Annotated in this window: 19 protein-coding genes; 10 read left to right on the top strand and 9 right to left on the bottom strand. The window is 47.6% G+C overall.

The features are described 5' to 3' along the window. Positions 1-117 precede the first annotated feature (117 nt). The 4 genes from PQQ36_RS06345 to PQQ36_RS06360 all read left to right on the top strand — a co-directional run bounded on the left by PQQ36_RS06345 (position 118) and on the right by PQQ36_RS06360 (position 6,199). Positions 118-2,235: an alpha-galactosidase gene (locus PQQ36_RS06345; protein WP_273660586.1), complete on the top strand. Its 2,118-nt coding sequence runs from the start codon at positions 118-120 to the stop codon at positions 2,233-2,235. A 350-nt stretch (positions 2,236-2,585) separates the two neighbouring features. Further along, the gene (melB, locus tag PQQ36_RS06350) at positions 2,586-3,959 is read left to right on the top strand and encodes a melibiose:sodium transporter MelB (RefSeq protein ID WP_273660587.1); all 1,374 of its coding nucleotides are present in this window, start codon (positions 2,586-2,588) and stop codon (positions 3,957-3,959) included. Between the two features lie 538 nt (positions 3,960-4,497). Further along, positions 4,498-4,977 carry a hypothetical protein gene (locus tag PQQ36_RS06355; RefSeq protein WP_225508120.1) on the top strand — a complete coding sequence of 160 codons (480 nt, stop codon included), beginning with the start codon at positions 4,498-4,500 and terminating at the stop codon, positions 4,975-4,977. Between the two features lie 487 nt (positions 4,978-5,464). After that, positions 5,465-6,199, top strand: a complete 735-nt coding sequence (locus PQQ36_RS06360; protein WP_108693796.1) for an RNA methyltransferase — start codon at positions 5,465-5,467, stop codon at positions 6,197-6,199. A 152-nt stretch (positions 6,200-6,351) separates the two neighbouring features. Here the strand turns inward: PQQ36_RS06360 and fdxA are convergent, their stop codons facing one another. Next, positions 6,352-6,675 (bottom strand): ferredoxin FdxA, encoded by a 324-nt coding sequence (gene fdxA, locus PQQ36_RS06365; RefSeq protein WP_011082218.1) that lies wholly within the window; start codon positions 6,673-6,675, stop codon positions 6,352-6,354. A gap of 289 nt (positions 6,676-6,964) precedes the next feature. On the opposite strand from fdxA, the gene PQQ36_RS06370 reads away from it, so the two are divergent. After that, positions 6,965-8,581: an NAD(P)/FAD-dependent oxidoreductase gene (locus PQQ36_RS06370; protein ID WP_040110457.1), complete on the top strand. Its 1,617-nt coding sequence runs from the start codon at positions 6,965-6,967 to the stop codon at positions 8,579-8,581. 65 nt (positions 8,582-8,646) lie between these two features. Here PQQ36_RS06370 and PQQ36_RS06375 read toward each other — a convergent pair whose 3' ends face one another. Both PQQ36_RS06375 and PQQ36_RS06380 read right to left on the bottom strand, forming a co-directional pair. Then, complete coding sequence (locus PQQ36_RS06375; RefSeq protein ID WP_273660588.1) at positions 8,647-10,812, bottom strand: TonB-dependent siderophore receptor; 2,166 nt, start codon at positions 10,810-10,812, stop codon at positions 8,647-8,649. Between the two features lie 143 nt (positions 10,813-10,955). Next, on the bottom strand, positions 10,956-11,885 hold the full coding sequence (locus PQQ36_RS06380; RefSeq protein WP_043921211.1) for an AraC family transcriptional regulator: 930 nt from the start codon (positions 11,883-11,885) through the stop codon (positions 10,956-10,958). Between the two features lie 172 nt (positions 11,886-12,057). Here PQQ36_RS06380 and PQQ36_RS06385 point away from each other — a divergent pair, with 172 nt between their 5' ends. Continuing rightward, positions 12,058-12,813, top strand: coding sequence for a siderophore ferric iron reductase (locus PQQ36_RS06385; RefSeq protein WP_273660589.1), 756 nt, complete (start codon positions 12,058-12,060; stop codon positions 12,811-12,813). A gap of 589 nt (positions 12,814-13,402) precedes the next feature. Beyond that, positions 13,403-13,957, top strand: a complete 555-nt coding sequence (locus PQQ36_RS06390; RefSeq protein WP_044024011.1) for a hypothetical protein — start codon at positions 13,403-13,405, stop codon at positions 13,955-13,957. A 26-nt stretch (positions 13,958-13,983) separates the two neighbouring features. On the opposite strand, the gene manA is transcribed toward PQQ36_RS06390, so the two are convergent. Together manA and PQQ36_RS06400 are read right to left on the bottom strand one after the other, a co-directional pair. Then, entirely contained in the window at positions 13,984-15,201 is a 1,218-nt protein-coding gene (manA, locus tag PQQ36_RS06395; protein WP_273660590.1) for a mannose-6-phosphate isomerase, class I, read from the bottom strand. Between the two features lie 108 nt (positions 15,202-15,309). Next, positions 15,310-17,211 (bottom strand): PTS fructose transporter subunit IIABC, encoded by a 1,902-nt coding sequence (locus PQQ36_RS06400; protein ID WP_061057742.1) that lies wholly within the window; start codon positions 17,209-17,211, stop codon positions 15,310-15,312. A gap of 416 nt (positions 17,212-17,627) precedes the next feature. Here PQQ36_RS06400 and PQQ36_RS06405 point away from each other — a divergent pair, with 416 nt between their 5' ends. Further along, positions 17,628-18,467, top strand: coding sequence for a helix-turn-helix transcriptional regulator (locus tag PQQ36_RS06405; RefSeq protein ID WP_011082233.1), 840 nt, complete (start codon positions 17,628-17,630; stop codon positions 18,465-18,467). On the opposite strand, the gene PQQ36_RS06410 is transcribed toward PQQ36_RS06405, so the two are convergent. Together PQQ36_RS06410 and PQQ36_RS06415 are read right to left on the bottom strand one after the other, a co-directional pair. After that, entirely contained in the window at positions 18,459-19,238 is a 780-nt protein-coding gene (locus PQQ36_RS06410) for a PTS sugar transporter subunit IIA (protein ID WP_108678672.1), read from the bottom strand. The two genes, PQQ36_RS06405 and PQQ36_RS06410, sit on opposite strands and share 9 nt — an antisense overlap. Before the next feature lie 8 nt (positions 19,239-19,246). Then, on the bottom strand, positions 19,247-19,546 hold the full coding sequence (locus tag PQQ36_RS06415; RefSeq protein WP_011082235.1) for a PTS fructose transporter subunit IIB: 300 nt from the start codon (positions 19,544-19,546) through the stop codon (positions 19,247-19,249). 239 nt (positions 19,547-19,785) lie between these two features. Between PQQ36_RS06415 and PQQ36_RS06420 the strand changes: the two genes are divergently transcribed. Further along, entirely contained in the window at positions 19,786-21,651 is a 1,866-nt protein-coding gene (locus PQQ36_RS06420) for a fructose-specific PTS transporter subunit EIIC (protein WP_206639388.1), read from the top strand. A gap of 18 nt (positions 21,652-21,669) precedes the next feature. On the opposite strand, the gene PQQ36_RS06425 is transcribed toward PQQ36_RS06420, so the two are convergent. Beyond that, the gene (locus PQQ36_RS06425) at positions 21,670-22,449 is read right to left on the bottom strand and encodes a hypothetical protein (protein WP_225470596.1); all 780 of its coding nucleotides are present in this window, start codon (positions 22,447-22,449) and stop codon (positions 21,670-21,672) included. Positions 22,450-22,870: 421 nt separating this feature from the next. Then, on the bottom strand, positions 22,871-24,262 hold the full coding sequence (locus PQQ36_RS06430; protein ID WP_225470597.1) for an aminotransferase-like domain-containing protein: 1,392 nt from the start codon (positions 24,260-24,262) through the stop codon (positions 22,871-22,873). 96 nt (positions 24,263-24,358) lie between these two features. Here PQQ36_RS06430 and PQQ36_RS06435 point away from each other — a divergent pair, with 96 nt between their 5' ends. Next, positions 24,359-25,258, top strand: a complete 900-nt coding sequence (locus tag PQQ36_RS06435) for an EamA family transporter (protein WP_130247573.1) — start codon at positions 24,359-24,361, stop codon at positions 25,256-25,258. Positions 25,259-25,305: the final 47 nt, after the last annotated feature.

A 25,305-nucleotide genomic window follows, 5' to 3' on the forward strand; every position in this document is an offset into this window, starting at 1 on the left:
TACGGCACTGAGTTCTGAATAAATCTGGAAACGTTTTCATGATTTTGCAGTGGCTCACAGATTATTTTGTCCGTTTCATTATGATGCGGCGTAATTTCTCGTTTTTAGGTAAGCATGATGACGAACAAAACAGTGGTTGAGTTAAGCGGTCGGGAAACTCAGTTAATGGTCGAGCTCGGCGAATACGCGGAGATTCTGCACTGGGGAAACAAGGTTCAGGGGGAGCTTGAAAGCGCTCGCGTTGCACTGCATCGTCCGGTGCCATATGGTCGCCTTGATACTGATGTTGCGATGACACTCCATCCTGAGCTTGGCCGCGGTGTGTTCAGTAGCCCCGGTGTGGAAGGGCATCGCGATGGTCAAGATTGGGCACCCGTGTTTGTCATCTCCCATGTTGAACACGGCCAAGGTTCTATCGTGATTCAAAGCGAAGATGCGATCGCGGGCCTTCGCCTGACAACCGAGCTGATGCTGGATCAGCATGATGTGGTCAAAACGCGCCACACACTCACCAACATTAAAGCGGGCCTATACCAAGTGAACCGCTTGGCGAACACTTTGCCTTTGCCTGCCCGTGCGAACGAGTTGATGACCTATTACGGGCGCTGGGTTCACGAGTTCCAAACCGTGCGTCAACCCTTGCTTCAAGGGGGCTACCAACAAGAGAACCGCCGTGGACGCACTTCCCATGAACATTATCCGGCATTGGTGGCTGGCAGCGCGCATTTTGACGAAATGAGCGGCGATGTATGGGGATTCCATTTCGCATGGAGTGGCAATCACAGACTGCGTGTGGACGTGAAAGCTGACGGTCGCCGTTATATGCAGGCTGAAGTCATTTACCTGCCTGGTGAAGTGGCACTGAAAGAGGGCGAAAGCTTGACCACTCCGTGGTTGTACGCAAGTTACAGCCGCTCGGGTCTCAACGGCATGAGCCACCATTTCCACTCACACGTCCGTGATTCGATTTTGCCTGAGGATTTTGCGAACAAGCCTCGTCCGATTCACCTTAATACTTGGGAAGGCATCTACTTCAATCACGATCCAAACTACATCATGTCAATGGCAACCCAATCGGCGGAGATGGGCGTTGAACGCTTTATCATTGATGACGGCTGGTTCAAAGGGCGCAATGGCGACAAAGCCGGGCTAGGGGACTGGTTCTTATGTGAAACCAAGTATCCGAATGGTTTGCAACCGATCGTCGAGCACGTCAACAAACTGGGTATGGAGTTTGGTTTGTGGTTCGAACCAGAGATGATCAACAAAGATTCAGATTTGTATCGTACGCATCCTGATTGGTTATTGGCCGTTGAGGGTTACGACCAGCCAACCGGTCGCAACCAGTATGTGATTAACCTGCAAAACGATGATGCGTTTAACTTCCTGTTTGAGCGGTTGGACCATTTCCTCTCGACTTACAACATCGCTTACATCAAATGGGACATGAACCGTGAAGTGGTGCAGCCAGCGCATTTAGGCCAAGCGGCAGCGCACAATCAAACCCAACGTTACTACCAGTTAGTCGATAAAGTTCGTGAAAAGCACCCGAACGTCGAGATTGAATCTTGCGCGGCGGGCGGTGGCCGTATCGATTTTGAAGTGCTGAAACGCACGCATCGATTCTGGGCGTCAGACAACAATGACGCACTTGAGCGTCAAACCATTCAACGCGGCATGAGCTATTTTTTCCCGCCAGAGGTGATGGGCAGCCATATTGGTGCCAGCCATTGTCACAGCACGCGCCGTCGCCATAGCATCGAGTTCCGTGGGCTTACGGCACTGTTCGGTCATATGGGGATTGAGCTTGATCCTGTGAAAGAAGAGCAAGCGGAAAAAGAAGGTTTTGAGCGCTATATCAAGCTGCACAAAATGCTGCGGCCACTGCTGCACAGCGGCAGAACTTGGCGTGTACCAACCGATGATAAAGCACATCAAATTCATGCGGTGGTGGCCAACGATCAATCGCAAGCGGTGGTGATGATTGCTCAGCTCGCGATGCCGACGAACTCTCTCAGTGGGCATTTGCGCGTACCGGGTTTAGATCCACAAGCGACATACCGAGTGACGGTATTGGATAAGCCGTCTAACTACGACGACATCGTGAATTACCAGCCGCCATGGACTGAATCGGGCTGTGAACTGTCTGGTGCATGGTGTGAAGAAGTTGGCTTAACCATGTCAATTCTTGATGCAGAAAGTGCGATGTTGGTGACGTTCGAACGTATTCACTAAATAGACGCTTTCGACGTTTCTCCTTGGTTTTTTATTGCCGTACAAATGTCAGATTTGTACGGCTTTTTGCGTTGTTTTACGCTCTGCTTGAAATCGTTCTCATGTGTTGGTGTCGAACTTTGTCGATAAAGTAAGGGAAATATACGCAATATTGTGAGTTTTTGTTACTTTAAAATTGTTCAATGTCTCATTTTGAAAATTGAACTGTAAACGTTTCCATAATGTGGTTTTTGATCACAGTAAGGCATTCAGTGTGTGAGTAGCATTAGCATCGAAAACGAAATAAAAGACGTCGACGTGATGGCTTCTCGATAGGGGAGTGCAGCGCGATACGATACTAAGGAATGATTATGTCTGAAAAAATTACGCTACAAACCAAGCTGTCCTACGGTCTTGGTGCACTCGGTAAAGACTTTGCCTGTGCACCTATCTACATCTTCTTAATGTTCTACTTTACGGACGTAGCAGGCTTGTCTGCTGCTTTCGTTGGTACCATCTTCTTAGCCGCTCGTATTATCGATGCGATAACTGACCCAATGATGGGGGTGATCGTCGACAATACACGTTCTAAGTTCGGTAAGTTCCGCCCTTGGATTGTGATTGGTACGCTGTTAAATGCGATCGTCTTAGTTGGCCTTTTTAGTACGCACATGTTTGAAGGGACGACGCTTTACATCTACGCGGCCGCGGCTTACATCCTTTGGGGTCTAACCTACACCATTATGGATATCCCTTACTGGTCAATGATTCCTGCGCTATCAAGTTCTCGCCAAGAGCGTGAAAAGCTGGTGGTATGGCCGCGCCTGTTTGCAAGCCTTGCATGGTTCATTACGGGGACATACGGTTTGCACATTGTCGGCGAGCTGGGTAACGGCAACCAAGGTGACGGTTTCTTTAATGTTGCGATGTTGATTGCAGTTCTGTTTGTGATGAGCGCATTCTTGATTGCTCGCAACGTCAAAGAGAAAGCGGCGCCAGCAAACGCGAAACCCGCAGAGAAATTCAGCTTCAAAGACGTATTGACCATCATTGGCAAAAACGACCAGCTTAAAGCGCTGATTGGCACGGTTCTCTCTTTCCAAATTGCGAACCTATTGGTGGGTGGCTTTGCGATTTACTACTTCTCTTACGCACTGGGTAACGCAGAGCTATTCCCAGTTTACGTGGCGGTGGCTGGCGCAGCAGAAGTGGCGGGTGTGTTCTTGTTCCCTCGTATCGCTTCTCTATTACCACGTAAGCTCCTATGGCCTATCGCTTGTGGCTTCCCAATTCTGTCTTGTGTGCTTCTACTACTGATGGGCTTTGTTGCGCCAGCTAACGCTCTGATGATTGGTATGGCGGGTGCGGCAATTAAATTCGGTGTAGGTATCGCGAACGCACTGCAAACGGTCATGCTGGCGGACGTTGTGGATTACGGCGAGCACAAAACCGGTCGTCGTAGCGAGAGTGTTATCTTCTCAGTACAAACCATGCTTGTGAAATTCGCAGGCGCAGCAGGTGGCTTCATTGTCGGTGTGGGCTTGTCGGTTGTCGGTTACGTCCCTAACGTAGAGCAATCGGCCAGTACCATCATGGGGCTTGAATTTATGATGATTGGTCTACCAGCCATCATGATGACCATCAGTGGTGTGATTTACCAACGCTACTACCATCTGCATGAAGGGTTTGATAAGTCTGCGGTTGAATCTGAGGTAAAAGGAACGGCTTCTCTGGCTCAAGCCTAACCCGAACAAGCATCAGTCTGGCGCAGCGCCAGACTAATGCCATTGCTTTGCATTGATGATTCCGTGTTACCGTTAACGTTTTTCTACTCACTTTGTTCAAATAGCCTCTTCGCTCGTCATCCTCGCGAACGCGGGGACCCATCGTTCAGCGACTGCCTTGGCTCAGTGTTACGACTGTGTTTACGTGTTGCTGTCGGTTTGATCTATGTTGCGGTAAGTGCACCGGCAAAAGCTTCATGCGCTGGACGCGGATGAATGGATTCCCGCGTGCGCGAGAATGACGACAAGTGATGTGACTCGGTGTTATTGCATTGTCGTTGCTGCTGTCAGTTTACTATTGCTTAAACAGTACCTAGTTCACTTCCTTTTACGGGTTATCGTTCCACATCTAAGCACAGCTATTTAGTATCACTATTTGATACCAGTCGTGCCAAATTTCTAGTTCATCGAATTTTAAGTTGTTATGGGGGATTCCGACACGTCACCATTTAATGCCTACTTTAAGTAGAAAGTAATATCAGACACATGGAATAATAGAATGTTAAAAATTATAATAGATGGCGTTAAGAAAATTAGATCAAAATCTCAACTCTTTTTTCTATCTCTTGGCTCACTTCTTTCCTCACTATTTCTATTCTATTTATTTTCACTACCTCAAATTTCACTTCTAATCTCAGTCGAGAAAGAAATATCAGGCTATACAAACTTTGATATCACATGCAAATCTAGGAAACCACAAGCATTAATAATAGATGAATACTTATTAGATTTAGATTACGAAAAATGTAAGAAAATACAAAAAATCAAAGGAGACATAGTTATAAAAGTCTATGAGTCAAATTTTTACTCAATGGTGTCAGAATTATATATTAATAATTTAAAAGTAATAAGCAAAGACTACACTTATCCATACTACTTATTTTCCGTATTAAGAGGATTACTTTGGTTAGCAATAAGCCTTCTATTTCTAACTCTATCAGTAATATATGCTATTTACTTTTTCAAAAGATTAAAATGAAAATGGATGAAATATGTCCATATATGGGTGATGAATAATGTGTTGAAAAACAGAACAACAAACAATGAGGCTTGTATCCCCTATGGGAAAGGGTATATACCCTTCCTACTTGAAGCTGCAGCGGTGTTGGCTACGCTCGTTCACCCCAATCACATAGTCTGTCTATGTTCATGGGGATGATCTCACTTGCCGCCTACCTGCAACTCCAAGTAGTTTGGGTATAGCAATAGTTCTCGTCTCAATTTAGCGATTAGAAAGCGATGCAGGCCAACTCCCCTTTGAATCTGCCACTCTCGGTTTGTCCCAACTAAAACTCAAAAATCGAGCAACCGTTGGCAATCAAATGCGCCGAAATCACTGGATAATAGCCATAGCGCCATCATTCATCGCCCCATCTTCTGTTTGTGTATGAGGACAACATGCCAATCCCCTTTAGCTCGTCGCGGCTTTGCTCTATAATTCGCACGCTTTTATCTGGGACAATGCAATGATTTCAAAAAACCAACTAAAACTGCTTCGAGCTTTGGGGCAAAAGAAACAGCGCAAAGCGCTTGGCTTATTTCTGGTTCAAGGTGAAAAAAATGTCCTTGAGTTGGCCAACAGCACGCTCAAGGTGAAACAGGTTTTTGCCACGGCAGAGTTTCTACAGCAACATGCGGTTGAGCTGGCAGGTTATGAATGCATTGAAGCATCGCTGGATGATTTGACGAAGGCGAGCACGTTGGTGAGCAACAACGCGGCGATTGCGGTGGTAGAGATCCCTGCGATTGAAACGCCAAAAGCACAAGGTTTGATGATCGCCCTTGATGGTGTGTCTGACCCCGGTAACCTTGGCACCATCATCCGTGTGGCGGATTGGTACGGCATCAAACACATTATTGCCAGCAGCGATTGCGCCGACCCATACAACCCGAAAACCATCAGTGCCACCATGGGCAGCTTTGGCCGTGTGCAGGTGAGCTTGGTTGATCTGCCCAGTTACTTAGAGCAGGCAAATTTGCCAATTTACGGTGCGTTTCTTGAAGGGGAAAGTGTTCATAAAACGATGTTTTCAGCGCAAGGCATTTTGCTGATGGGCAGCGAATCTCACGGTGTTCGTGAACAAGCGTCGAAGTTCGTCACCGACAAGATCACCATTCCGGCGTTTGGTGGGGCAGAATCGCTCAATGTGGCGATGGCAACGGGCATTATTCTCGACAATATTCGCCGTCAGCACAGTTAGTTAAGCGTGCTGTTTTGCCGCTGTGAAATAATAAGTGGTTTAAATAGCAAACCGTTTACTTGAAATAGCAAAAAAGCGTCGTGGAATACGACGCTTTTTTATTGAATCCGTTTTTATCGAATCGACTTAACCCATCGATTCGCTGGGAAAACTTATCTTTCGAGCATGTCCAACTTGTTTGGCACGCCATTCCACTTTTCTGCTTCATCCATTGCTGGCTTCACTTCAGTTTGTACTGGCCAGAGCTCGGCCAATTCCGCATTCAGCTCTTTGTAGATCACTTGATCTTCTGGCAACTCATCTTCTTGGAAGATTGCCGCTGCGGCACACTCGTCCACACACAAACCACAGTCGATGCACTCGATGGGGTTGATCACCATGAAGTTCGGCCCTTCGTGAAAGGCATCCGCCGGGCAAACGGCGACACAATCCGTGTATTTACATTGGATACAGTTATCAGTTACCACAAATGCCATGACATAGCGCTCTTTAGTTCAGTGAAACACATTCTTCAATGACACGTTGCGGTCAAAAATGAAGAAGGGGGGATGATACTGATCCCAAGGCAAAATTCAACATTGGTGACGGCGATTGTTATGGTGAACTTTGCTTCGTTCTGGTTTTTAGTATGACCCAGTTCTGCTTTTTGTATGACATAGAAAGCAAATTCTCGTAAAATGCGCGCCATTGTGAGCTGCGCTGGTTGCTTTTTCTAGAAGGAAATGATCCAGCAAGGCTAAGACACCAACTGTAACGAGACATCCCATGATACGTTTAACTGAACTTCGACTTCCTCTCGACCATGAGGAAGGCGCGCTTCTCGAAGCCATTACCGCCAAGCTCGGCATTCCCGCAGAGCAGGTTCTTTCTTTTTCCATGTTTAGACGTGGTTACGATGCTCGTAAAAAGACCAACATCCAGTTGATCTACACGCTGGATATTGAAGTGGCGAATCAAGATAAGTTGTTGGCGAAGTTCAGTAACGATCCCCATGTTCGTGAAACGCCGGACATGGAATACAAGTATGTGGCTCAAGCGCCAGCGAACCTCACTGAGCGCCCAATCGTGATCGGTTTTGGCCCTTGTGGCTTGTTTGCTGGCCTTGTGTTGGCGCAAATGGGTTTCAACCCAATCATTGTTGAACGTGGTAAAGAGGTGCGTGAGCGTACCAAAGATACCTTCGGTTTTTGGCGTAAGCGTACGCTGAATCCGGAGTCAAACGTACAGTTTGGTGAAGGCGGTGCGGGCACCTTTTCTGACGGTAAACTTTACAGCCAAGTGAAAGATCCTAACTTCTATGGCCGCAAAGTGATCACCGAATTCGTTGAAGCGGGCGCGCCAGAAGAGATCCTCTACGTGAGTAAGCCGCACATCGGTACCTTTAAGTTGGTTACGATGATCGAAAAAATGCGCGCGAAAATTCTTGAGCTCGGCGGTGAGATTCGCTTTAGCACGCGTGTTGACGATATCCATATGGAAGATGGCCAAATCACGGGTGTGACGCTGTCTAACGGTGAAGAGCTGAAATCTCGCCATGTGGTGCTCGCGGTCGGCCACAGTGCGCGCGATACCTTTGAAATGTTGCATGAGCGCGGCGTTTATATGGAAGCGAAGCCGTTCTCTGTCGGTTTCCGTATCGAGCACAAACAGTCGATGATCGACGAAGCGCGTTTTGGTCCAAACGCGGGCAATCCAATTCTCGGCGCGGCAGATTACAAACTGGTGCACCATTGTAAGAATGGCCGCACGGTTTACAGCTTCTGTATGTGTCCGGGTGGCACGGTAGTAGCGGCGACCTCTGAAGAAGGCCGCGTTGTGACAAACGGCATGAGCCAATACTCACGTGCTGAGCGTAACGCCAACAGTGCGATTGTGGTGGGCATCTCTCCTGAGATTGATTACCCGGGCGATCCGCTGGCGGGTATCCGTTTCCAGCGCGAGCTTGAATCCAATGCTTACCGTCTTGGTGGTGAAAACTACGACGCGCCTGCACAGAAAATTGGTGACTTCCTAAAAGGTCGCGATCCAAGTGCTCTTGGTGACGTGGAGCCATCATTCACGCCAGGTATTAAACTGACGGACCTTGAGAAGGCGTTGCCACCTTTTGCTATTGAAGCGATTCGCGAAGCGATTCCCGCGTTTGATCGCAAGATCAAAGGTTTTGCGTCTGAAGACGGTTTGCTCACTGGTGTGGAAACGCGTACCTCTTCTCCTGTGTGCATCAAGCGCGACAAAGAATACCAAAGCGTGAATCTCAAAGGTTTCTACCCAGCGGGTGAGGGTGCAGGTTATGCAGGCGGTATCCTTTCTGCGGGTATCGACGGCATTAAAGTGGCCGAAGCCGTTGCGCGTAGCATGGTGGCTCAGCTAGAAAACGCCTAGCTGAAGCGAAGTGAAATAGAAAAAGCAACTCCGAAAGAGTTGCTTTTTTTGTCGATTTTATTTGGTTAGAAGCCGTAATTCACGTTGAGCTCGACGGTTTGCTCCGCGCCAAACCAGCAGTTGGTCTGGTTGTAGCATGAGTAATATTGCTCATTGAACAGGTTGTTCACCACCAAGTTAACTTGCGCGCCATTGAGTGAATCACTCGCGCTGCCCAGGTCGTAACCAAGCGAGAGATCAGCGACTGTGTACGATGGCACCTTGCCTTGGGTGTTGGTAGCATCCATTTCCATTTCGCCCACATAACGCACACCACCACCAATACGAGCACCACTTAAAGCACCGGAAGTGAGGTAGTAGTTCGTCCAAAGATTTGCGCTGTGTTTTGGCACATAAATCGGTGTCGTCCCGACAAGCGTGGCATCGGTGGCTTTTTTCACTTCCATATCAAGGTAGGTGTAAGAGGCCAGCACATCCCAGTTATCAGCCAGATAGGCTTGCCCTTCAAGCTCGACACCTTGAGACGTTACTTCGCCCAATTGGATCTTTGCACGGAACGTTGGGTCGTTAGGGTCGGCGGCAATGGAGTCAAATTTGGTAATGTGGAAGTAAGACGCGGTCAACGTGTTGGCCATGTCTGCAGACATGTACTTAAAGCCCACTTCGATCTGCTCGCCCGTTTGCGGTTTCAAGCTCTTGCCGTTGATGTCGGTGCCTGCCGCGGGTTCAAAGCTGGTGGCATAGTTGGCAAAGGGTGACAGGCCATTGCCAAGTTCATATAAAGCACCAACACGGTAGGAGAACTGGTTGTGATCGGACGTTTCTTTGCCATCATACGTTGGCGCAGTACTTGTCTTATCATCGTGGGATTTGAACAGATCGTAACGCCCACCTGCCAGCAAAATCAGTTGGCCGTGGCGTATTTGATCTTGGAAATAGACGCCCAGTTGTTCAAAGCCAATGTCGTGGCGCTCTGAATAGACTTCGTTGAGTTGGCTTTTGTCTAACAGATTGTTGTTTGGCTGATAGGCATTGAAGGTATAAAAAGCAGCGTTGCCAGCGAACTCTTTGTATGAAGAATCCCCATCGAGATCTTGGTAATCGACGCCAACCAGCAAGTTGTGCTGCCAATTGCCCATCGTCACTAGACCAGAAAGCTGGTTGTCTATCACCACACTCTTGTAGCTTTCATCGGTAGTATAGATATTTCGAGACAGCGCACCCGTCGCCGCTGTAAAGCCGGTATCGAGGTGATAAGTGTTCTCTTGGTACAACGAGGCATCGGTATAACGGGCATTTTGTAGAAATGACCAGTTGTCATTGAACTCGTGATTGAGCTTATAGCCAAGCATGAGTACGTCACGCTCGAAGGTACTCCAATTGGTATCTCCCATCGAGACCGAAGGCGATTGTCTTTTCACCACTTCAACAGGTATGGAAGAGTTGATGCCCATGGCGGGATCGTTCTGATAGTAAAGATTTACATTGATCAGAGTGCGATCGGTTACTTGCCAGTCGAGAGACGGTGCGATGAGATAACGTTCTTCTTCGGCACCGTTGACTTGGCTATCTTGCTTACGTGCCATGGCCACCAGTCGGTAGGATAGGTTGCTGTCACCGATTTGCCCGGCAGAGTCCAGCGACGCTTGTACAAGATGACGCGAGCCCGTTGCCAGCCCTACCGATGTGCTTTGTTCCTGTTGCGGTGATTTGGCAATGATGTTGACCATGCCGCCCGGAGGCATGGTTCCGTAGAGCACCGAGGTTGGGCCTTTAAACACTTCTATTTGCTGAATTGCGACTGGGTCAATTTGTGGATGCAAGTTCCAGCCTGCTAAGTAAGGCAAGATCAAACCATCGTAATAGTTCTGGTTGTTTGTCTCAAAGCCGCGGATAGAAAAGTTGTCGTACATGGTGACCGCAGCACCTTTTTGTTCCGTCACTACGCCCGGAGCATAGCGCAGGGCTTCATTGACCGATTTAACACCGCGCTGATCCAGCAGCTCTTTATCAATGATCGTTACGCCTTGTGGTGTTTCCTCGTGCTCCAACGCCGTTTTGGTTGCCGTATTGCGATAGACCTTGCCAAGCACCGTAATGGTTTCAAGTTGGGTGGTTTCAAGCTGAGTGTTTTCGATGCTGCTTTGCTCGGCGGCAACAAGAGGAGTGGTAAACGTCGCCATGATCGCAAGCGCGATAGAGGAAGTTTTAAATGGAGTTGTTGTGTTCATATTGTCCCTAAATACCAATGCATATCTAATGGTAGTGATTCTCATTTGCATTGTATTGGGCAGCTCAAAAGATAGTTAACAATTTGGTGCAACTTCAACACAAACTTAAAGTCACTTGGTGATATACATGAGCTTGGATAACCTCATACTTTTTGGATCGGTACCCAGTATTCCATTTCAGCATTGAGTGAGTTGGGGTGATAGTCAGTGGGGTAGACTTCCAGTTCATAACCATCAATGCCGCGATAGCCAGAATTTGGCAGCCAATGAATAATGAACCATTCCAGCGTTTTCGGAAGCCGCTCAATCGGGCCTTTGTGTTTTACGATCGCGTAAGTTTGTTGGGGTACTGCCAGCGTTTCGAGTTGATCGGAAATCAAACTGGGCAGTTCTGGAAGGGATATGTTCGAATCAAGTTCGATACCTGCCCAATACTTGATGTGGCTACCATCGAAACTCGCTTGAGTTACATCCACGACACCAAGTCTTCGGTTCATTAATGGCGGAAGGTTTGTGGCCGCTTCTTCAAGGTTTTTCCAAAGCAGAGGGACGACTTGTGCGAAATTGGGCTTAAGAGAAAATAAGCCATTCATTTCCCCACGAACCCCTTTCAGCAAAAACGCCTCTTTGGTGTCGACTTTCACTTCAACAAACGAGCTTGCATTGATGCCTGCGTGATTAATTTCTGATATTTCGATGGGTTTCTTTAGGCCAAAGCGTTGCGCTTGCTTGCGATAGAGGCGAGGGCTGTAGCCAAACAACTGCTTGAATGCGCGGCTAAAGGCGATCTCGGAGTTAAAGCTAAGGGAAAGGGCGATATCAATGACTCGCTGATCCGTATCCAACAGCATTTCAGCGGCAGTGCTCAGTTTCAATTCACGTACATAGTGCGCGACGGTTAAGCCCGTTTCCGCTTGAAAGACGCGTTGCAATTGCCAGCGTGACCAGCAACTTTGTTCCGCAATTTCTTCCAGTGACAGCGGCGCATCAAGGTTGTTATGAATGAACGACAACACCTTGCTGATGCGATTGAATGTCGATACAGATCTGTCTCTACTTTGTGCTGTTGCCACAATGAATACCAACCATGCGGATTGAATTGTACCTCAACCATGAGGGTGGCATCAGTGTACAACTGTCAAGTTAATCAAAAGAGAATGGTTATCATTTTGCACCGTATTGTTAAGTTTTACAATTCCTGTTGCGTTAAGGTATTGACCAACTCACACTCGATATTTGTTGTCTATGCGCCCAGAATGGCTCAAACGTTTTTGGTTTCGTCCACCTCCACCCGCTATTTATCAATTAATTTTCACGTACTCGAAGCAGGTTTCCCCCTATTTAAAAGGCTCATTCGGAGAGTTGCCGAAAGCGTGTATCTTGGTCGGAAATCCAAACAGCACTGCCATCATACAGAGCATTTATCACCAGCTTACGCTGGCAAATCCAGAAGCGGGCAGCAGTTACTGGTTAACGCGTACTTGGGACTTGCTCTGTTGGCAACCTATCTATCTCAGTGTTCTCTCCATCTATGGGTTAAAGTCATTGCCAGATTTTGCGCACTTTGGCCAGTTCCAGCATCGTGGCTTTATTGCGGGATACCGCTTTGCCTCTGAAATGCACTGGCATGGCGAGCCGGAGGTATTGGTCCCGAGAGCTGGTGAGCAGTTATTAATTTTGTTTGAGCAATACCGTCAACAAATCAACCACTGGACACGAATTCGCCCCGGATTTAGCAACCACTTGCTCGCCGATTTGATTTTAAGTTGTCTGATCAAGCTTCAAACCATGAGACCTGAACTCGACAATGGCTATATCGAGCAGCAAGCGAAACTTTGGTTGGATCCATTTCATTTATCTGACAAACACTTAGCGAGTCTCATCCAAGAGGAAACTGAAGGCAGGCTCAAACACATTAGGATGAGCTGTTGTTTAGCATACAAGTGCCGCAACGGAACCCTCTGCCAAGATTGCCCCAGACTTTCCACGAACAAACGTTAAAGGCTTGTGAGCTGGGGGAATGCCAGTGTTTTGGTGATCGACTCTATCACGTTGAGTTTGAAAGGGGCGAGGAGGTGAATGCTGGTGCCTATTACTTAATGCGAGTCACATGAAATCTACAAAATAGTTACTTTCACAGGTGACTTAAGTACGTCTCATTTTTCTGAATGAAATGAGCATTTGATCTGAGGCTGTGAATTTTTAATTTAGTATTGATATTTGCAATGACAAGCCTGTTTGACAAATCCATAAAACTGAATGCGAATGTCATTAAAGGGCTGATGGTGATTTTTATCAGAGGAAAAATATCATTATTAAGTATCTTATTGATGGTTTTAGAGGAAAACCCAATTTTGTAAGCAGAGCTCATGCTCGATATCGAGTTGATGAGCACCTCTATGAATTCTCCTTTCCCGATAATTACTCTAGTTTTAAATACTATCTTCAGGAAACGAACTTAGACGTACTTAATGACAGTGCTGATCCCAACTTTTTTGAGCATAAAGTTGATCTGGGTTTCTTCTCATATCGATTTCACAACGTCATTATCAACCCCATCGACCCCTATAATAGCCAAGGCTTGTTGCTGGTGTTCGTGAGGCTTAAAAAAGTGCCACAATCATTTGATGGTATTGAATCGCTGAACGCAGTGATAGAAAAAGAATATCTAGATTTTTATCATGATCCTGTGCCAGTAGAAAGAACGTTACGTGGTCGGCATACAGAGGATATGAATCACGCCTTTGAATATGCAAATAAAGTATGGGGAGAGTTTCCGGATAGTAAGGAAGATCAAAAAGAAAGAGAAGAGTTCTTGTTGGACGATTATTTTAGGTCCTTTCCACCTATCAGCAGTGAAACGGTAACAATAGGTAAACGGACATATTCTAAGTACGTTGAAGGCGATATTAACTACAAACATATTTTTCAGCGTGTGTACAACCTTCCGCTCAAAGACAACTATATGTTGAGCTTTTTGTTTAAATACCGCTTAGAAGGCGAAGCGTCTAAGAAAAAATTCCGTAAGTGGCTTCTTTCTTCGGATGAAACCTTCGAGCATAAAATACTCGAGACATTGGATATTTCTCGTTTGGTGGATTCCTCGTTCGAACAACCACTTGACGTTCTTTCACATCCAAAATAGGGGCGAAGTGCGCCCCTCGAAGGTGCTTAACTCAACGCTCTCGCCACTCGGCCTTGGCTGGTGATGGTGTAGTGTTCACTGTAAGCGGGAATGAACACCGATTGGCCCTTTTTGAGCAAACAACGTTCGCCATTAGCGTGGTTGAGTTCGAGATCGCCATCCAGAGGCAGCAAGATTTCCGCGCTGGAAACGTTGATCGTCAGCGTCTCTGTGGGCGGTAAAATAACAAATTGAAAATCGGCGACAGGAATCGGGTAGTGCAGACTGCCATCACTCAGGTTTGGCTCAAGGCGCAGTTGTTCCAACGGCTTGTGTTTGAACTGAGTGCACGCCACCAATTCATCAATATCCATGTATTTTGGTGTTAAACCCGCGCGCAACACGTTGTCGGAGTTGGCCATGATTTCTAAGCCCGTACCATGCAAATAGGCGTGCGGCGTCTCGGCTTGCAAGAACATTGCTTCACCCGGTTGCAAAGTAATCACATTGAGCATCAATGGTGCGAAGAGGCCGATGTCGTTGGGGTACTGTTTTTCCAGTTCAACAATCAAAGCAAAGAGCGGCAAATCAACCTGTTTTGCTTGGTGGATTAAGGCCTCTACGGCGTTGGTTTTCGCTTCGCCTTGCAATGAGAGTAAGCCAGAGAAAAAGTCACTCAACCCTGGCTCGGTTGGGTTATTTGAGAACGCATCCACGAGGGAGCTCAACTCGTCAATCGCCAGCTCGGTGAAGACATTGAGAATTTCATCGATAGCGCGAAAGCCGTTCATCGCTTGGTATTCGGTAAGCGCATAAACCAGCTCTGGCTTGTGGTTTGGATCTTTGTAATTGCGGTTGGCGGCGGTCAACGCAATACCTTGCTGCTCTTCACGGGCAAAGCCCAATTCAGCTTGCTGCTTGTTGGGGTGCACCTGAATCGACAGCGCGTTTTCAGCGGCGAGAACTTTAAATAGATAAGGCAGTTCCCCAAACTGTGCGGCGGTCTGCTCACCTAAAATCAGCGCTGGATTTTGCGCAATAAAGTCAGACAATTTAACTTGCTGACCTGCCATCGTGACGCATGAACAACCATTGGGATGCGCTCCCATCCACAGCTCTGCTTGGGGTTCATCGGTTGGATTTTCGATGGCAAACAGTTGCTGCATGGCGGTTTTGCTGCCCCACGCATAGTTTTGTATCGGGTTGGTCATAGGGAAAAACACCGCCTGCGGCAGGGTTGCTTGCGAAGCTAGAATCTCAGACATCTTTCTTGCCTTCAGAAAAGTTATCTTTAGAAAAGTGACCTTCAGAAAAGTCACCATCGGAAAGATGGCTTGAGCGTGCGCCCAAGCCATACGGTGAAAAGAGGGGAGTTAAGCGGTTGCGGCCGCCAGTTTTTGTGCGCGGATTTTCTTGAGCGTCACGCACGTGATCGCAGTGACACCCGCACCTGAGGCCATACAAACCAGCGCAAGTAGTGGGTAGTTCATCGCGCCAAGCAGTGCCACCACAGGGCCACCGTGCGCCACGCTGTTAGTGATGCCGAAAGAGAACGCCATCACTGCAGCAACCATAGAACCCAATACGTTGGCAGGAATAACCGACATCGGATCTTGCGCCGCAAATGGAATCGCCCCTTCCGAGATACCGACTAAGCCCATTGCGCCCGCCGCTTTACCTGCTTCAATTTCTGACGATTCAAATAAATCGAACTTGCGACCCATCGCAGTGGCGAGCGCCATGCCAAGTGGTGCAACCGGAATGGCACACGCCATCGCGCCCATGAACTGGGTTTGGCCGCTGGCAATCATGCCGACAGAGAACAAGAACGCCACTTTGTTGAACGGGCCACCCATGTCAAAGCCGGCCATCCCACCCAGCACAATGCCCAGCAGAATCACGTTACCTGTACTCATGCTGGTGAGCAGTGCGGTGAGACCATCCATTAAGCTGGCAATAGGGGCGCCGATGACGAAGATGAACAGACCAGCAATGAACAGCGATGCGGTGATAGGTGCGATCATGATCGGAACCAGTGGTTGAATAAACTTGTGGTAGTTGATTGAGGTGATCCACTTAACGAAGTAGCCAACAAGCAAGCCCGCGATGATGGCACCAATAAAGCCTGTTCCCGCTTCTGCGCCGTAGAAAGAGCCGTTGTTAGCAATCCAACCACCAATTAAACCCGGAGCCAGTGCTGGTCGGTCTGCGATCGCGTAGGCAATGTAACCCGCCAAAATCGGGATCATCAGTGTGAAAGCAACCACGCCCACTTCAAGAATTTGGTTCCACATACTGCCGGGAGGAATCGCCATGCCCGCTTCGGTTGGCTCGCCGCCGACCGCAAGGGCTAAGGCAATCAGAAGACCCCCTGTGACCACGAATGGGATCATGTGAGACACGCCGTTCATCAAGAAACGATAGAGATCAGAGCGCGCTTGGGACGCTTTGTTCGCCACCGACTGCGTGCTAGCGCTTTCGGCTTGGTAGCTTGGCGCGTTTAACGCTTCGTTAATCAGCTTTTGAGCGTCGCGAATTGGGGCTTTGACGTTGGTTTTGACAACACGTTTACCGGCAAAGCGCGCCATGTCGACTTGCTTGTCACACGCGACGACAATCGCCTCTGCGCGTTCAATTTCTTCTGCGGTTGGGCTGTTTTTCACCCCAATCGAGCCGTTGGTTTCCACTTTGATTTGGTAGCCCAACGCCGCCGCGCCTTTTTCCAGCGCTTCTGCCGCGAGGTAAGTGTGGGCGATGCCTGCAGGGCAACCTGTCACACCGATGATCAATCCTTTGCTCTCCGATGGGTGGGTCTCTGGCGCAGGTTCGGCCTTTTTCAGCAATAGCTGCAGCGCTTGCTCTGTGTTTTCGGCATTAAGGAATGCGTCGATAAAGCCTTCTTCGATCAGCTTGGAAGAGAGTTCAGCCAACACTTCAATATGGTGGTTATCGCCTCCATCGGGGGATGCGATCATGAAAAAGAGTTTGGAAGGCAAACCGTCTTCTGCGCCGTACTCAATGCCCTGTTTGCTCACGCCAATGGCGACGGCAGGTTGGGTCACGGCGGCACTTTTCGCATGAGGGATCGCGACGCCGTCTTCAAATCCGGTGTTGCCTAACTCTTCACGCGCTTGGATATCTTGTAGGAAGGCCGCTTTATCTGAAATACGTCCTTGCGAATGCAGGATGTCAATCAGCTCTTCAAAAACGGCTTGTTTTGTATTTGCTTGCAGATCAAGCTGAATTAAATTGGCATTAATCAGTTGGTTGATCATAGAAACCTCTGTGTTTTGTCTTTTTTATCCCGCACCGACCTCACGCTGCTGCGCCAAGTGGTCTGGGTATCTGTCAGAGATATTGTTTAATTTTGCGGATCGAGCGAGTAGTGAAGAAATAGAACATTTACTGGACAATTGTATCGGTATGAGTTGAATGTGATTTGGATCGCTATGAGATTTGGTGAGTGTTTCTACCTCAAAATTAGTCTTTGTTAACGTTAAATTTCTGTTATTTCATTAAGTTAAAGTGTGTTTGTTGTTTTTAAATAAGAAAATGGGCACTAGAGAATTGGTGCTGCGACTGGATTTTTGTATCATTTGGCTGGGAGTGTGATTTCGTTCAAGGAGTGATGGTAACAATCGTTGTATACCTTACGCCGAAACGAATTGAGCAATGCGATGAGAGCCTAGAGATGATGTTTGATGATTTGATTTCATCGGTACTAAATGAACGTGAATCCTTTCATCATATTTGGTTCGCTGGTGATTTTCATACGCCACCTGAATTTAGCTATCAGGTTAACTTTCCCCGTTTGGAGTTAGTCTTGGATGGGGAATACATTAATGAAATGGAAAGCCACGATCGCAAAGTAAGCAAAATTGTCGCCAAAGCGGGTGATGCGATTTTTATTCCTTCTAACTGCTGGAATAAACCGAATTGGGATACCGATTGCTCGGTGCTGAGTATGTTGTTTGGTCGCCGCCAGTTGGGGCTCAGTTTGGTGAGTAAGCGCAAAGGCGAAGCCAACTTTTACGATATCCAAAAGCACAGTATCCAAACCCGTTCAGGTTTTGCCATCGATAACATCTTAGAAGCACTCAGCTCATTGGCGCGTGAAAATCACAAAAAGCCGATGGACGAGTTGTTGCTGCAAGCCTTGCTGCAATACGCCAAAACCATGCTCAATGCCCCCGTTGAGCAGTCGCACAACCGCGTGCAAGATCTCTATCAAGGGATCTGCATTTATATCCAAGAGAACTTCCATCGGCCAATTACCCGCGAAAGCATTGCATCGCGTTTTAGCATCTCTGCCAATCATTTATCGCGGCTGTTTCGCCAGCAAGGGCATATGACGTTGGCCGATTACATCACTTGGGTAAGGGTGGACCGCGCCAAGTTTATGCTCAAGAAGTATAACTTTAAGCTCAATGAAGTGGCGCTTCGCTGCGGGTTTAAGGATGTGAACTACTTCTGCCGCGTGTTTAAAAATCGCACGGGGCGCACGCCAACCGATTATCGCGCCTCAATTTAGCAGGCGCGACATGGCGTACATCAGCAGCGCTTGCAGATCGACGCCACTGCGAGTCAGCAGTAGCCGCTCAACCATCTGATCACACAGTAAATTACGCGTTAAATTGGTCGCGGCGATGATCTGTTCTCGATTGGGCTTGCTTGGCATCACTAAAGCAATGGCCAAATGCACCTCGCCCATTTTGGAAGCCCAATCCATCGATTCGTCGTTTTTGATCACCGCCACAGCAATGTGTTCAATGCCTTCAAACATCACATGAGGAATCGCGATGCCGGGTGCAACGCAGGTGGAAGAGCGCTCTTCTCGCTTGATAAACGCCAAAATCAGTTCATCGGGTGAAACGGGGTAGATCAGTTGCGCTAACCCTTTCAAACACTCGAATTTGGTGAGTTCGGTGTGTGCTTTGGCATAGTGCCATTTGACCTCGGCAGGTGGGCAAATTTGCGGTAGACGCTCGGCCAGATGGCTGGAAAACTCATAGTTGATCTTTGAACCGACCACGGTGAAGTGATCCGACAGCATGTCTTTAATCACAAAGCAGGCGAGTTCGGCATCAATGCCAATGGCGGTGATTTGGCAAAAATCCCCTTCTTGCAACCCCACTTGCAGTACCGCGAGTGACTTTGCCAATTCTGCGCTACGATTTTGCGTGATATTGATGATGTGTAGCGTGCTTTTGAACTTTCGCGCAACACGAGACAATGGCTGGGCCACATGGGCGCTGGCGTTAACATCGTTCACCAAGAAGGTGACTTGATATTCATGCATCATGCTGGTGTTCAGCGACAGTGGACAAGAAACACTTTGTCGACGTTGAGCAGCACGTCTTCGATGGAGAGTTTCACCACGTTCATGCCTTCAAAACGTCCAGGCTGTTCGATTTCGATATCCGAGACAATCAATACCTTATCCGCATGAGCCACATCATGAGGCGTCAGTTGGTTTTCGATCCCCATCGCGCCTTGGGTTTCGACTTTGATCTGCACATTGTACTTTGGTGCGGCTTTGGTTAATGCATCGGCCGCCATGTAGGTGTGCGCAATGCCCGTTGGGCAAGCGGTGACCGCAACAACTTTCATCGGACTATCTCGTGGTAACGTTTGGCGGGATATTAGCACAGCGTAAGGCAAATGCGGCTTTTTCGCAGCAGACCCAGTTCACAGTTCGTCTTTGATGTTACAAAAATCCAGTTATTGCATCTTTCGTCCTATGTTTTGAAACCGCTTGGCTGGTTAATCTAGCCTACGCGCGTGTGCGCGAACCAACGCACGCCTCAATAATATGGACAACAGTATGGACAACGCAAGGTAAAGCCATCGTGGATATGACCAACCTGATCGAACCCGAAGTCATCTGCTTAGATCTGAACGCCAACAGCAAAGAAGAAGTGCTGATTGAATTGGTGGAGTTGCTGGATAAAGCGGGGAAATTGACCGATAAACAGCAATTTTTAAAGGATATTTGGCTAAGAGAAGAGATTGGCAATACCGGTTTTGAAGAGGGAATTGCCATTCCCCACGCCAAAAGTCACGCTGTTGCCTTACCCGCTGTGGTGGTGGGGATCAGCCGTCAAGGGATTGATTATGGCGCGGAAGATGGTCAGCTTTCCGACGTGTTTTTTATGCTCGCCTCCCCCGATGGCGAAGATCATCACCACATTGAAGTGTTGGCACAAATCTCCAGTAAATTGATTGAAGAGGGTTTTGTTGAGAAGCTCAAAGCCGCGGAAGATGTCGAACAGGCGCGAGCGTTGTTTGTGGACCACAACGGTGCAGATTCCCCGCAAGGACATGGCATGGGTGAGTTTGTTCATCAGCCGCTTAGCCCGATGGCGCAACGCGTCGCGCGTATTAAGGAGCATCTGTTGTTTGGCACCTCTCATATGATGCCGTTTATTGTCGCGGGTGGGGTGCTACTGTCGCTTTCTGTGATGATCTCCGGTCATGGCGCCGTGCCAGAGCAGGGAGTATTAGCGGACATCGCGCAAATGGGTATTGCTGGCCTAACCTTGTTTACCGTGGTACTTGGCGGTTACATCGCCTATTCCATGGCAGACAAACCGGGTTTAGCGCCGGGGATGATTGGCACTTGGATTGCGGTCAATCAATACCATACGGGCTTTTTAGGCGCGATCATTGTGGGCTTTTGGGCGGGCTTTGTGGTGCGTCAGCTAAAAAAAATCGAGCTGCCCGACAGCATGAGCTCGCTCGGCTCCATTTTCATCTATCCTCTGGTCGGAACGTTCATCACCTGTGGCGCGATAATGTGGGTGATTGGTTCTCCTATCGCCAGCAGCATGCTATGGCTCAATCAATTTCTGGCCTCGATGGCTGATTCTGGCAAAGTTGCTTTAGGCGCAGTGCTGGGAGCGATGACCGCGTTTGACATGGGCGGGCCAATCAACAAAGTCGCCACGCTGTTTGCCCAAACGCAAGTGAACACCCAACCTTGGTTGATGGGCGGGGTCGGCATCGCAATTTGTACCCCACCATTGGGGATGGCGCTGGCCACGCTGTTGTCACCCAGTAAATTCAAACGTGATGAACGTGAGGCGGGTAAAGCGGCTGGCATTATGGGCATGATTGGCATCAGTGAAGGGGCGATTCCGTTTGCTGCGGCAGATCCCGCACGCGTGCTGCCGGCGATCATTGCTGGTGGCATTGTCGGCAACGTGATTGGCTTTCTCTTCCAAGTACTCAATCATGCGCCTTGGGGCGGCTGGATTGTGCTTCCTGTCGTTGATGGGAAAATTGGCTACATCGTCGGCACGCTTGCTGGTGCCATGACCACGGCACTGATCGCCATTGCTCTGAAGAAAACCGTCAATGAAGACGAGAATTCGTCAGGCGATACACTGGCATACTCTTCGGTAGTGGGGGAAGGCCAAGCCGATATTCTCGCCGTCACTTCGTGCCCTTCAGGTGTTGCGCATACGTTCTTGGCCGCGAAATCGCTGGAAAAGGCGGCATGCCTGCTCGGAGTGAAAATCAAAGTGGAAACGCAAGGTGCCAACGGCATCATTAATCGAATTACCGCTAAAGATGTTCAAAGGGCCAAGTTGGTGATCTTCGCCCACGACGTCGCCATCAAAGAACCTGAACGCTTCAAACACATCAAGGTCATCGACGTCACCACCAAAGATGCAATTTTGAATGCCGCAGCATTGATGCAGATGAAACGTTGATGGGGAAGAAGGGGGAGTTTAAGCCCCTTGCTCTAAATAATCAATGAGATGGAATGATGAAATGACGATTTCTTCTGCTCTCAAAGCATCATCTAAGCACAACGCCATATATGAGTCATTCCATCCGTCGTGAGTAAAGTCGATGACTAAGTAGAAGTCATTATTGAACAAAAAACAATAATGATTTTTTAACGATGTCAAGCTACGTGAGGATTCATATTTTACATAATGAGTAGATATTTTTATATCAGGTGTTTTTACCAATGAAAGATCTATTTCTTCTTGAATAAAAGAATTTCTAACTTCTTCATTTGCAACGGATGCTTCACTATATTGTTCATGTATTTGACGTAATTGGTGTTTATTATATCCTCTTCCAGTCTCAGAGTCATAATTATCAGCATTATAAAAATCATCGTATCTATATTCAATGTCTTGTTTTATATCTTCTAACACCCTATACTTTTTCAAATTGTCAATATAAGGAACTAGCTTTAAATTGAATATTAGCTTTCCTAAAAAACTGTAACCCATAGGGTAAGGAAATAATGTATGATATTGCCAATCTAAAAAGTCGATTAATATATATTCTTCATGCTTAAATGAGTTTAGTTCATTGTTCAACACATCTAATTCTATTTTATTTTGTAAGTGTTTTTTATTACTAATCCCTTCATGAAATCCTAATGGTATTTTAATTTCGCAAATTAAATCCCCAAGGCGATATAGTTTACTTTTGGATTGCAATATGTTAGCACCAAATCGATATTTCTTTTTTAAAAATGAAAGTATGCTCATTTAGTATTTGCCTTTTTCATATTTTGACACCAAACATACTACCATGTTACCTATTGTTATTTGGCGAAATATGTTTTATGTGGTGATTTTTTCTTTGAAAATCTTTGTTAAATTAATTATTTACTGGTTTGTTGTGATGTTCAAATGTAAAAAACATATATCCGTCGTATAAATGCATATTATTCGTTATTGCAGGCTATACAAAACTATAGTTGTGATATCAATCATATTTTTGTTGTTATGACTACGCATTATAAAAACGATGTTTATCATTAAAATGGAGTAAGTAGTCACAATATAAACTTATAAAGAACCCGAACGCTTCAAACATATCAAGGTCATCGACGTCACAACCAAAGATGCAATTCTGAATGCCGCGGCATTGATGCAGATGAAAAAGTAGCAAACGACACGGCCGTTATTAGGTGCGTTCACAGGATTGGGCTATTGCTGAAGCGAGAAGACTCAGCTCATCTTGCACCTCTTGGGTTAATTCAAACCCAATGTTGATGCGCAGGCAGTCGTTGTAGAGCGACAACGTACTGAACAGTTGCCCTAAGCGGATATCGATCCGGTTCTCTTCGAGCAACGCGGCGAATTGGCTCAGATTCAAACCAGGAACTTGCAGCCAGAGCACCATGCCTCCTTGTGGGTGACTGATATTCACTTTACTTGGTAGCCGCTCAGACAAAAAGGCGAGATAGGCTTGTCGTAAGGACAACAGCTTGCTGCGACGGCGCTTTAACTGCTTAGCGTAGTGGCCCGTTTCGATAAAGTCGGCAATAGCTAACTGGATCGGTAAAGAGACGCCAAAACAGGCTGCACTGTGCTGTTGCTGATAGCGCTCCATGAACCGTCCGGGTAGACACCAGCCGAGACGATAACTGGGCGACAAACTCTTAGAGACAGAGCCACACCAAAGGATGAAACCATCTTGGTCATAGCATTTCGCTGGCAGAGGTGTGTGCTCAGAATAGGACAGTTCTAAGTAGACATCATCTTCAATCATCGGCACTTGATAGTGATTGGCGAGCTCGGCCAGCTTCTGTTTTTGCTGCGCCGACATGGTGATCCCCTGAGGGTTCATGTGCGAAGTGCAAAATACGCCCGCTTTTACGACGCCTTGTTGCAAATGCGCTTCCAACTGTTGCAGATCGATCCCATCGTCCAAAGAGGGGATTTCCACGATCTGTCGTCCCATTTGCCCAAGCAAATCCAAAATTCCACTAAAACAAGGTGAGCTAATCGCGATGGTATCACCGACTTGGGTACAGGCTTCAAGTGCTGCCTTGATGGCTGGCATGCAGCCTGAGGTGATGATCAACTCATCCGGATTGATATGCAGCCCAAGCTTGGCGAAATGATCGCTCAGCGCGTGACGCAAAGATGGTTCCCCACGGGTGTTCGGATATTGGTTGAGGCGTTTTCCTATCCGTTTACTCGCACGTCGAAAACTACGCTCCAACTCGTTTAACGCAGTTTCATCGATATTGGTGCTGGAAATGCCGAGCGGCCCATTATGTGGGGAGTGAATCGCGAAGCTTTGATTGACGGTTGAGACTTGGCTGACGAACTGCGCCCATTCTGGCGTTTTGTGTTTGCTGCGTTGCGGAGCTACGTAATAGCCTGCTTGCGGGCGAGCGTGAATCCATCCTTGGGATTCTAATTCCTGATAGCAACTGACGGCAGTCGACATACTTACGCCCTGCTGCTTAGACAGCTGACGGAGCGAAGGCATTCGGTTTCCTTCTGTAAGTTTTCCTGTTTCGATTTCACGAATAAACTGATTTGCCAACGCTCTATAAATGCTCATTGTCTTCAACTGTACTGGTTTTTGCGTAAAAAATTGTATCTGTACCGTTAACTGTACCCAAGTCATACTCTTTTTCAACCAAAAGGGAGGAGAGTGATGAGTCGAAACGATTTATTTTTAGCCATTTTTGTTATGGCAATATGGGGATTTAACTTCTCGATGATCAAGTTGGGGATTACGGACGTGCATCCACTATTGGCCACCGCAGCGCGATTTAGCTTGGCGGTGATCCCCGCGATATTTTTTATTGCCCGTCCCAACGTTGCTTGGCGTTATCTATTGGCTTACGGCGTGGTGTTTGGCGTGGGCATCTGGGGCATGGCTTCTTGGTCGATCACGGCAGGCCTCTCATCGGGTATGTCTTCGGTTTTACTGTCATCGAATGCGTTGATTAGCATGGCCGTTGGTATCTTGGTTCATAAAGAGTCGGCGTCAAAGCGTAAAGTGCTCGGCGCGGGTATGGCGTTGGTCGCTCTGCTGATATTGGTTTCCGCGACGAATGGCAACATTACCATGCAGGGGCTGATGTTTATTATGATTGCAGCCACGTGCTGGACGGTAATGGGAATGATTGTCAAAGCCTCTAAAACCACTCAAGCGTTTGCTTTCAATGTATGGGGGATGCTGTTTGCGCCCATTCCGCTGGTGCTGTTTGCCGTGGCGCTCTATGGCCCTGAGATCATTGAGCAAGCAGTGAAGGTTTGGGATGTCAGCACCACCGTGGCGGTGGTTTTTCAAGCTTATCCCACCACCTTGTTTGGTTATTGGGTGTGGAACCGACTGCTGATTCGCTACCCACTCAGTACCACAGCACCACTGACTTTGTTGGTGCCCGTGTTTGCCTTGGTCTCTGGTTATTTTATGTATGATGAAGTGCTTGGCAGTGCGCAAATTCTCGCGTGTGTCCTGTTTTTTGTGGGCATCGGTTTGATTGTGAAACCGGCAGGGAAGGGGCAAACGTTGTCACGCTATTCTCCCCAAGTCAGCAAAACCTAATGCTGGAAATAAAAAAGAGCCCTTGGGGGAAAGGGCTCTGGGGGAGG

Origin of the sequence: Vibrio sp. CCUG 15886 (genome assembly GCF_028570825.1) — a bacterium.
Classification (GTDB): domain Bacteria; phylum Pseudomonadota; class Gammaproteobacteria; order Enterobacterales; family Vibrionaceae; genus Vibrio; species Vibrio vulnificus_B.

Bases quoted from the DNA above. Each gene is read 5' to 3' on its own strand.
- PQQ36_RS06435 (WP_130247573.1), top strand. From the start codon at position 24,359: ATGAGTCGAAACGATTTATTTTTAGCCATTTTTGTTATGGCAATATGG.
- manA (WP_273660590.1), bottom strand. From the start codon at position 15,201: ATGTCTGAGATTCTAGCTTCGCAAGCAACCCTGCCGCAGGCGGTGTTT.
- melB (WP_273660587.1), top strand. From the start codon at position 2,586: ATGTCTGAAAAAATTACGCTACAAACCAAGCTGTCCTACGGTCTTGGT.
- PQQ36_RS06405 (WP_011082233.1), top strand. From the start codon at position 17,628: ATGATGTTTGATGATTTGATTTCATCGGTACTAAATGAACGTGAATCC.
- PQQ36_RS06430 (WP_225470597.1), bottom strand. From the start codon at position 24,262: ATGAGCATTTATAGAGCGTTGGCAAATCAGTTTATTCGTGAAATCGAA.
- PQQ36_RS06360 (WP_108693796.1), top strand. From the start codon at position 5,465: ATGATTTCAAAAAACCAACTAAAACTGCTTCGAGCTTTGGGGCAAAAG.
- PQQ36_RS06415 (WP_011082235.1), bottom strand. From the start codon at position 19,546: ATGAAAGTTGTTGCGGTCACCGCTTGCCCAACGGGCATTGCGCACACC.
- PQQ36_RS06410 (WP_108678672.1), bottom strand. From the start codon at position 19,238: ATGATGCATGAATATCAAGTCACCTTCTTGGTGAACGATGTTAACGCC.
- PQQ36_RS06355 (WP_225508120.1), top strand. From the start codon at position 4,498: ATGTTAAAAATTATAATAGATGGCGTTAAGAAAATTAGATCAAAATCT.
- PQQ36_RS06400 (WP_061057742.1), bottom strand. From the start codon at position 17,211: ATGATCAACCAACTGATTAATGCCAATTTAATTCAGCTTGATCTGCAA.
- PQQ36_RS06375 (WP_273660588.1), bottom strand. From the start codon at position 10,812: ATGAACACAACAACTCCATTTAAAACTTCCTCTATCGCGCTTGCGATC.
- PQQ36_RS06345 (WP_273660586.1), top strand. From the start codon at position 118: ATGACGAACAAAACAGTGGTTGAGTTAAGCGGTCGGGAAACTCAGTTA.
- PQQ36_RS06370 (WP_040110457.1), top strand. From the start codon at position 6,965: ATGATACGTTTAACTGAACTTCGACTTCCTCTCGACCATGAGGAAGGC.
- PQQ36_RS06385 (WP_273660589.1), top strand. From the start codon at position 12,058: ATGCGCCCAGAATGGCTCAAACGTTTTTGGTTTCGTCCACCTCCACCC.
- fdxA (WP_011082218.1), bottom strand. From the start codon at position 6,675: ATGGCATTTGTGGTAACTGATAACTGTATCCAATGTAAATACACGGAT.
- PQQ36_RS06425 (WP_225470596.1), bottom strand. From the start codon at position 22,449: ATGAGCATACTTTCATTTTTAAAAAAGAAATATCGATTTGGTGCTAAC.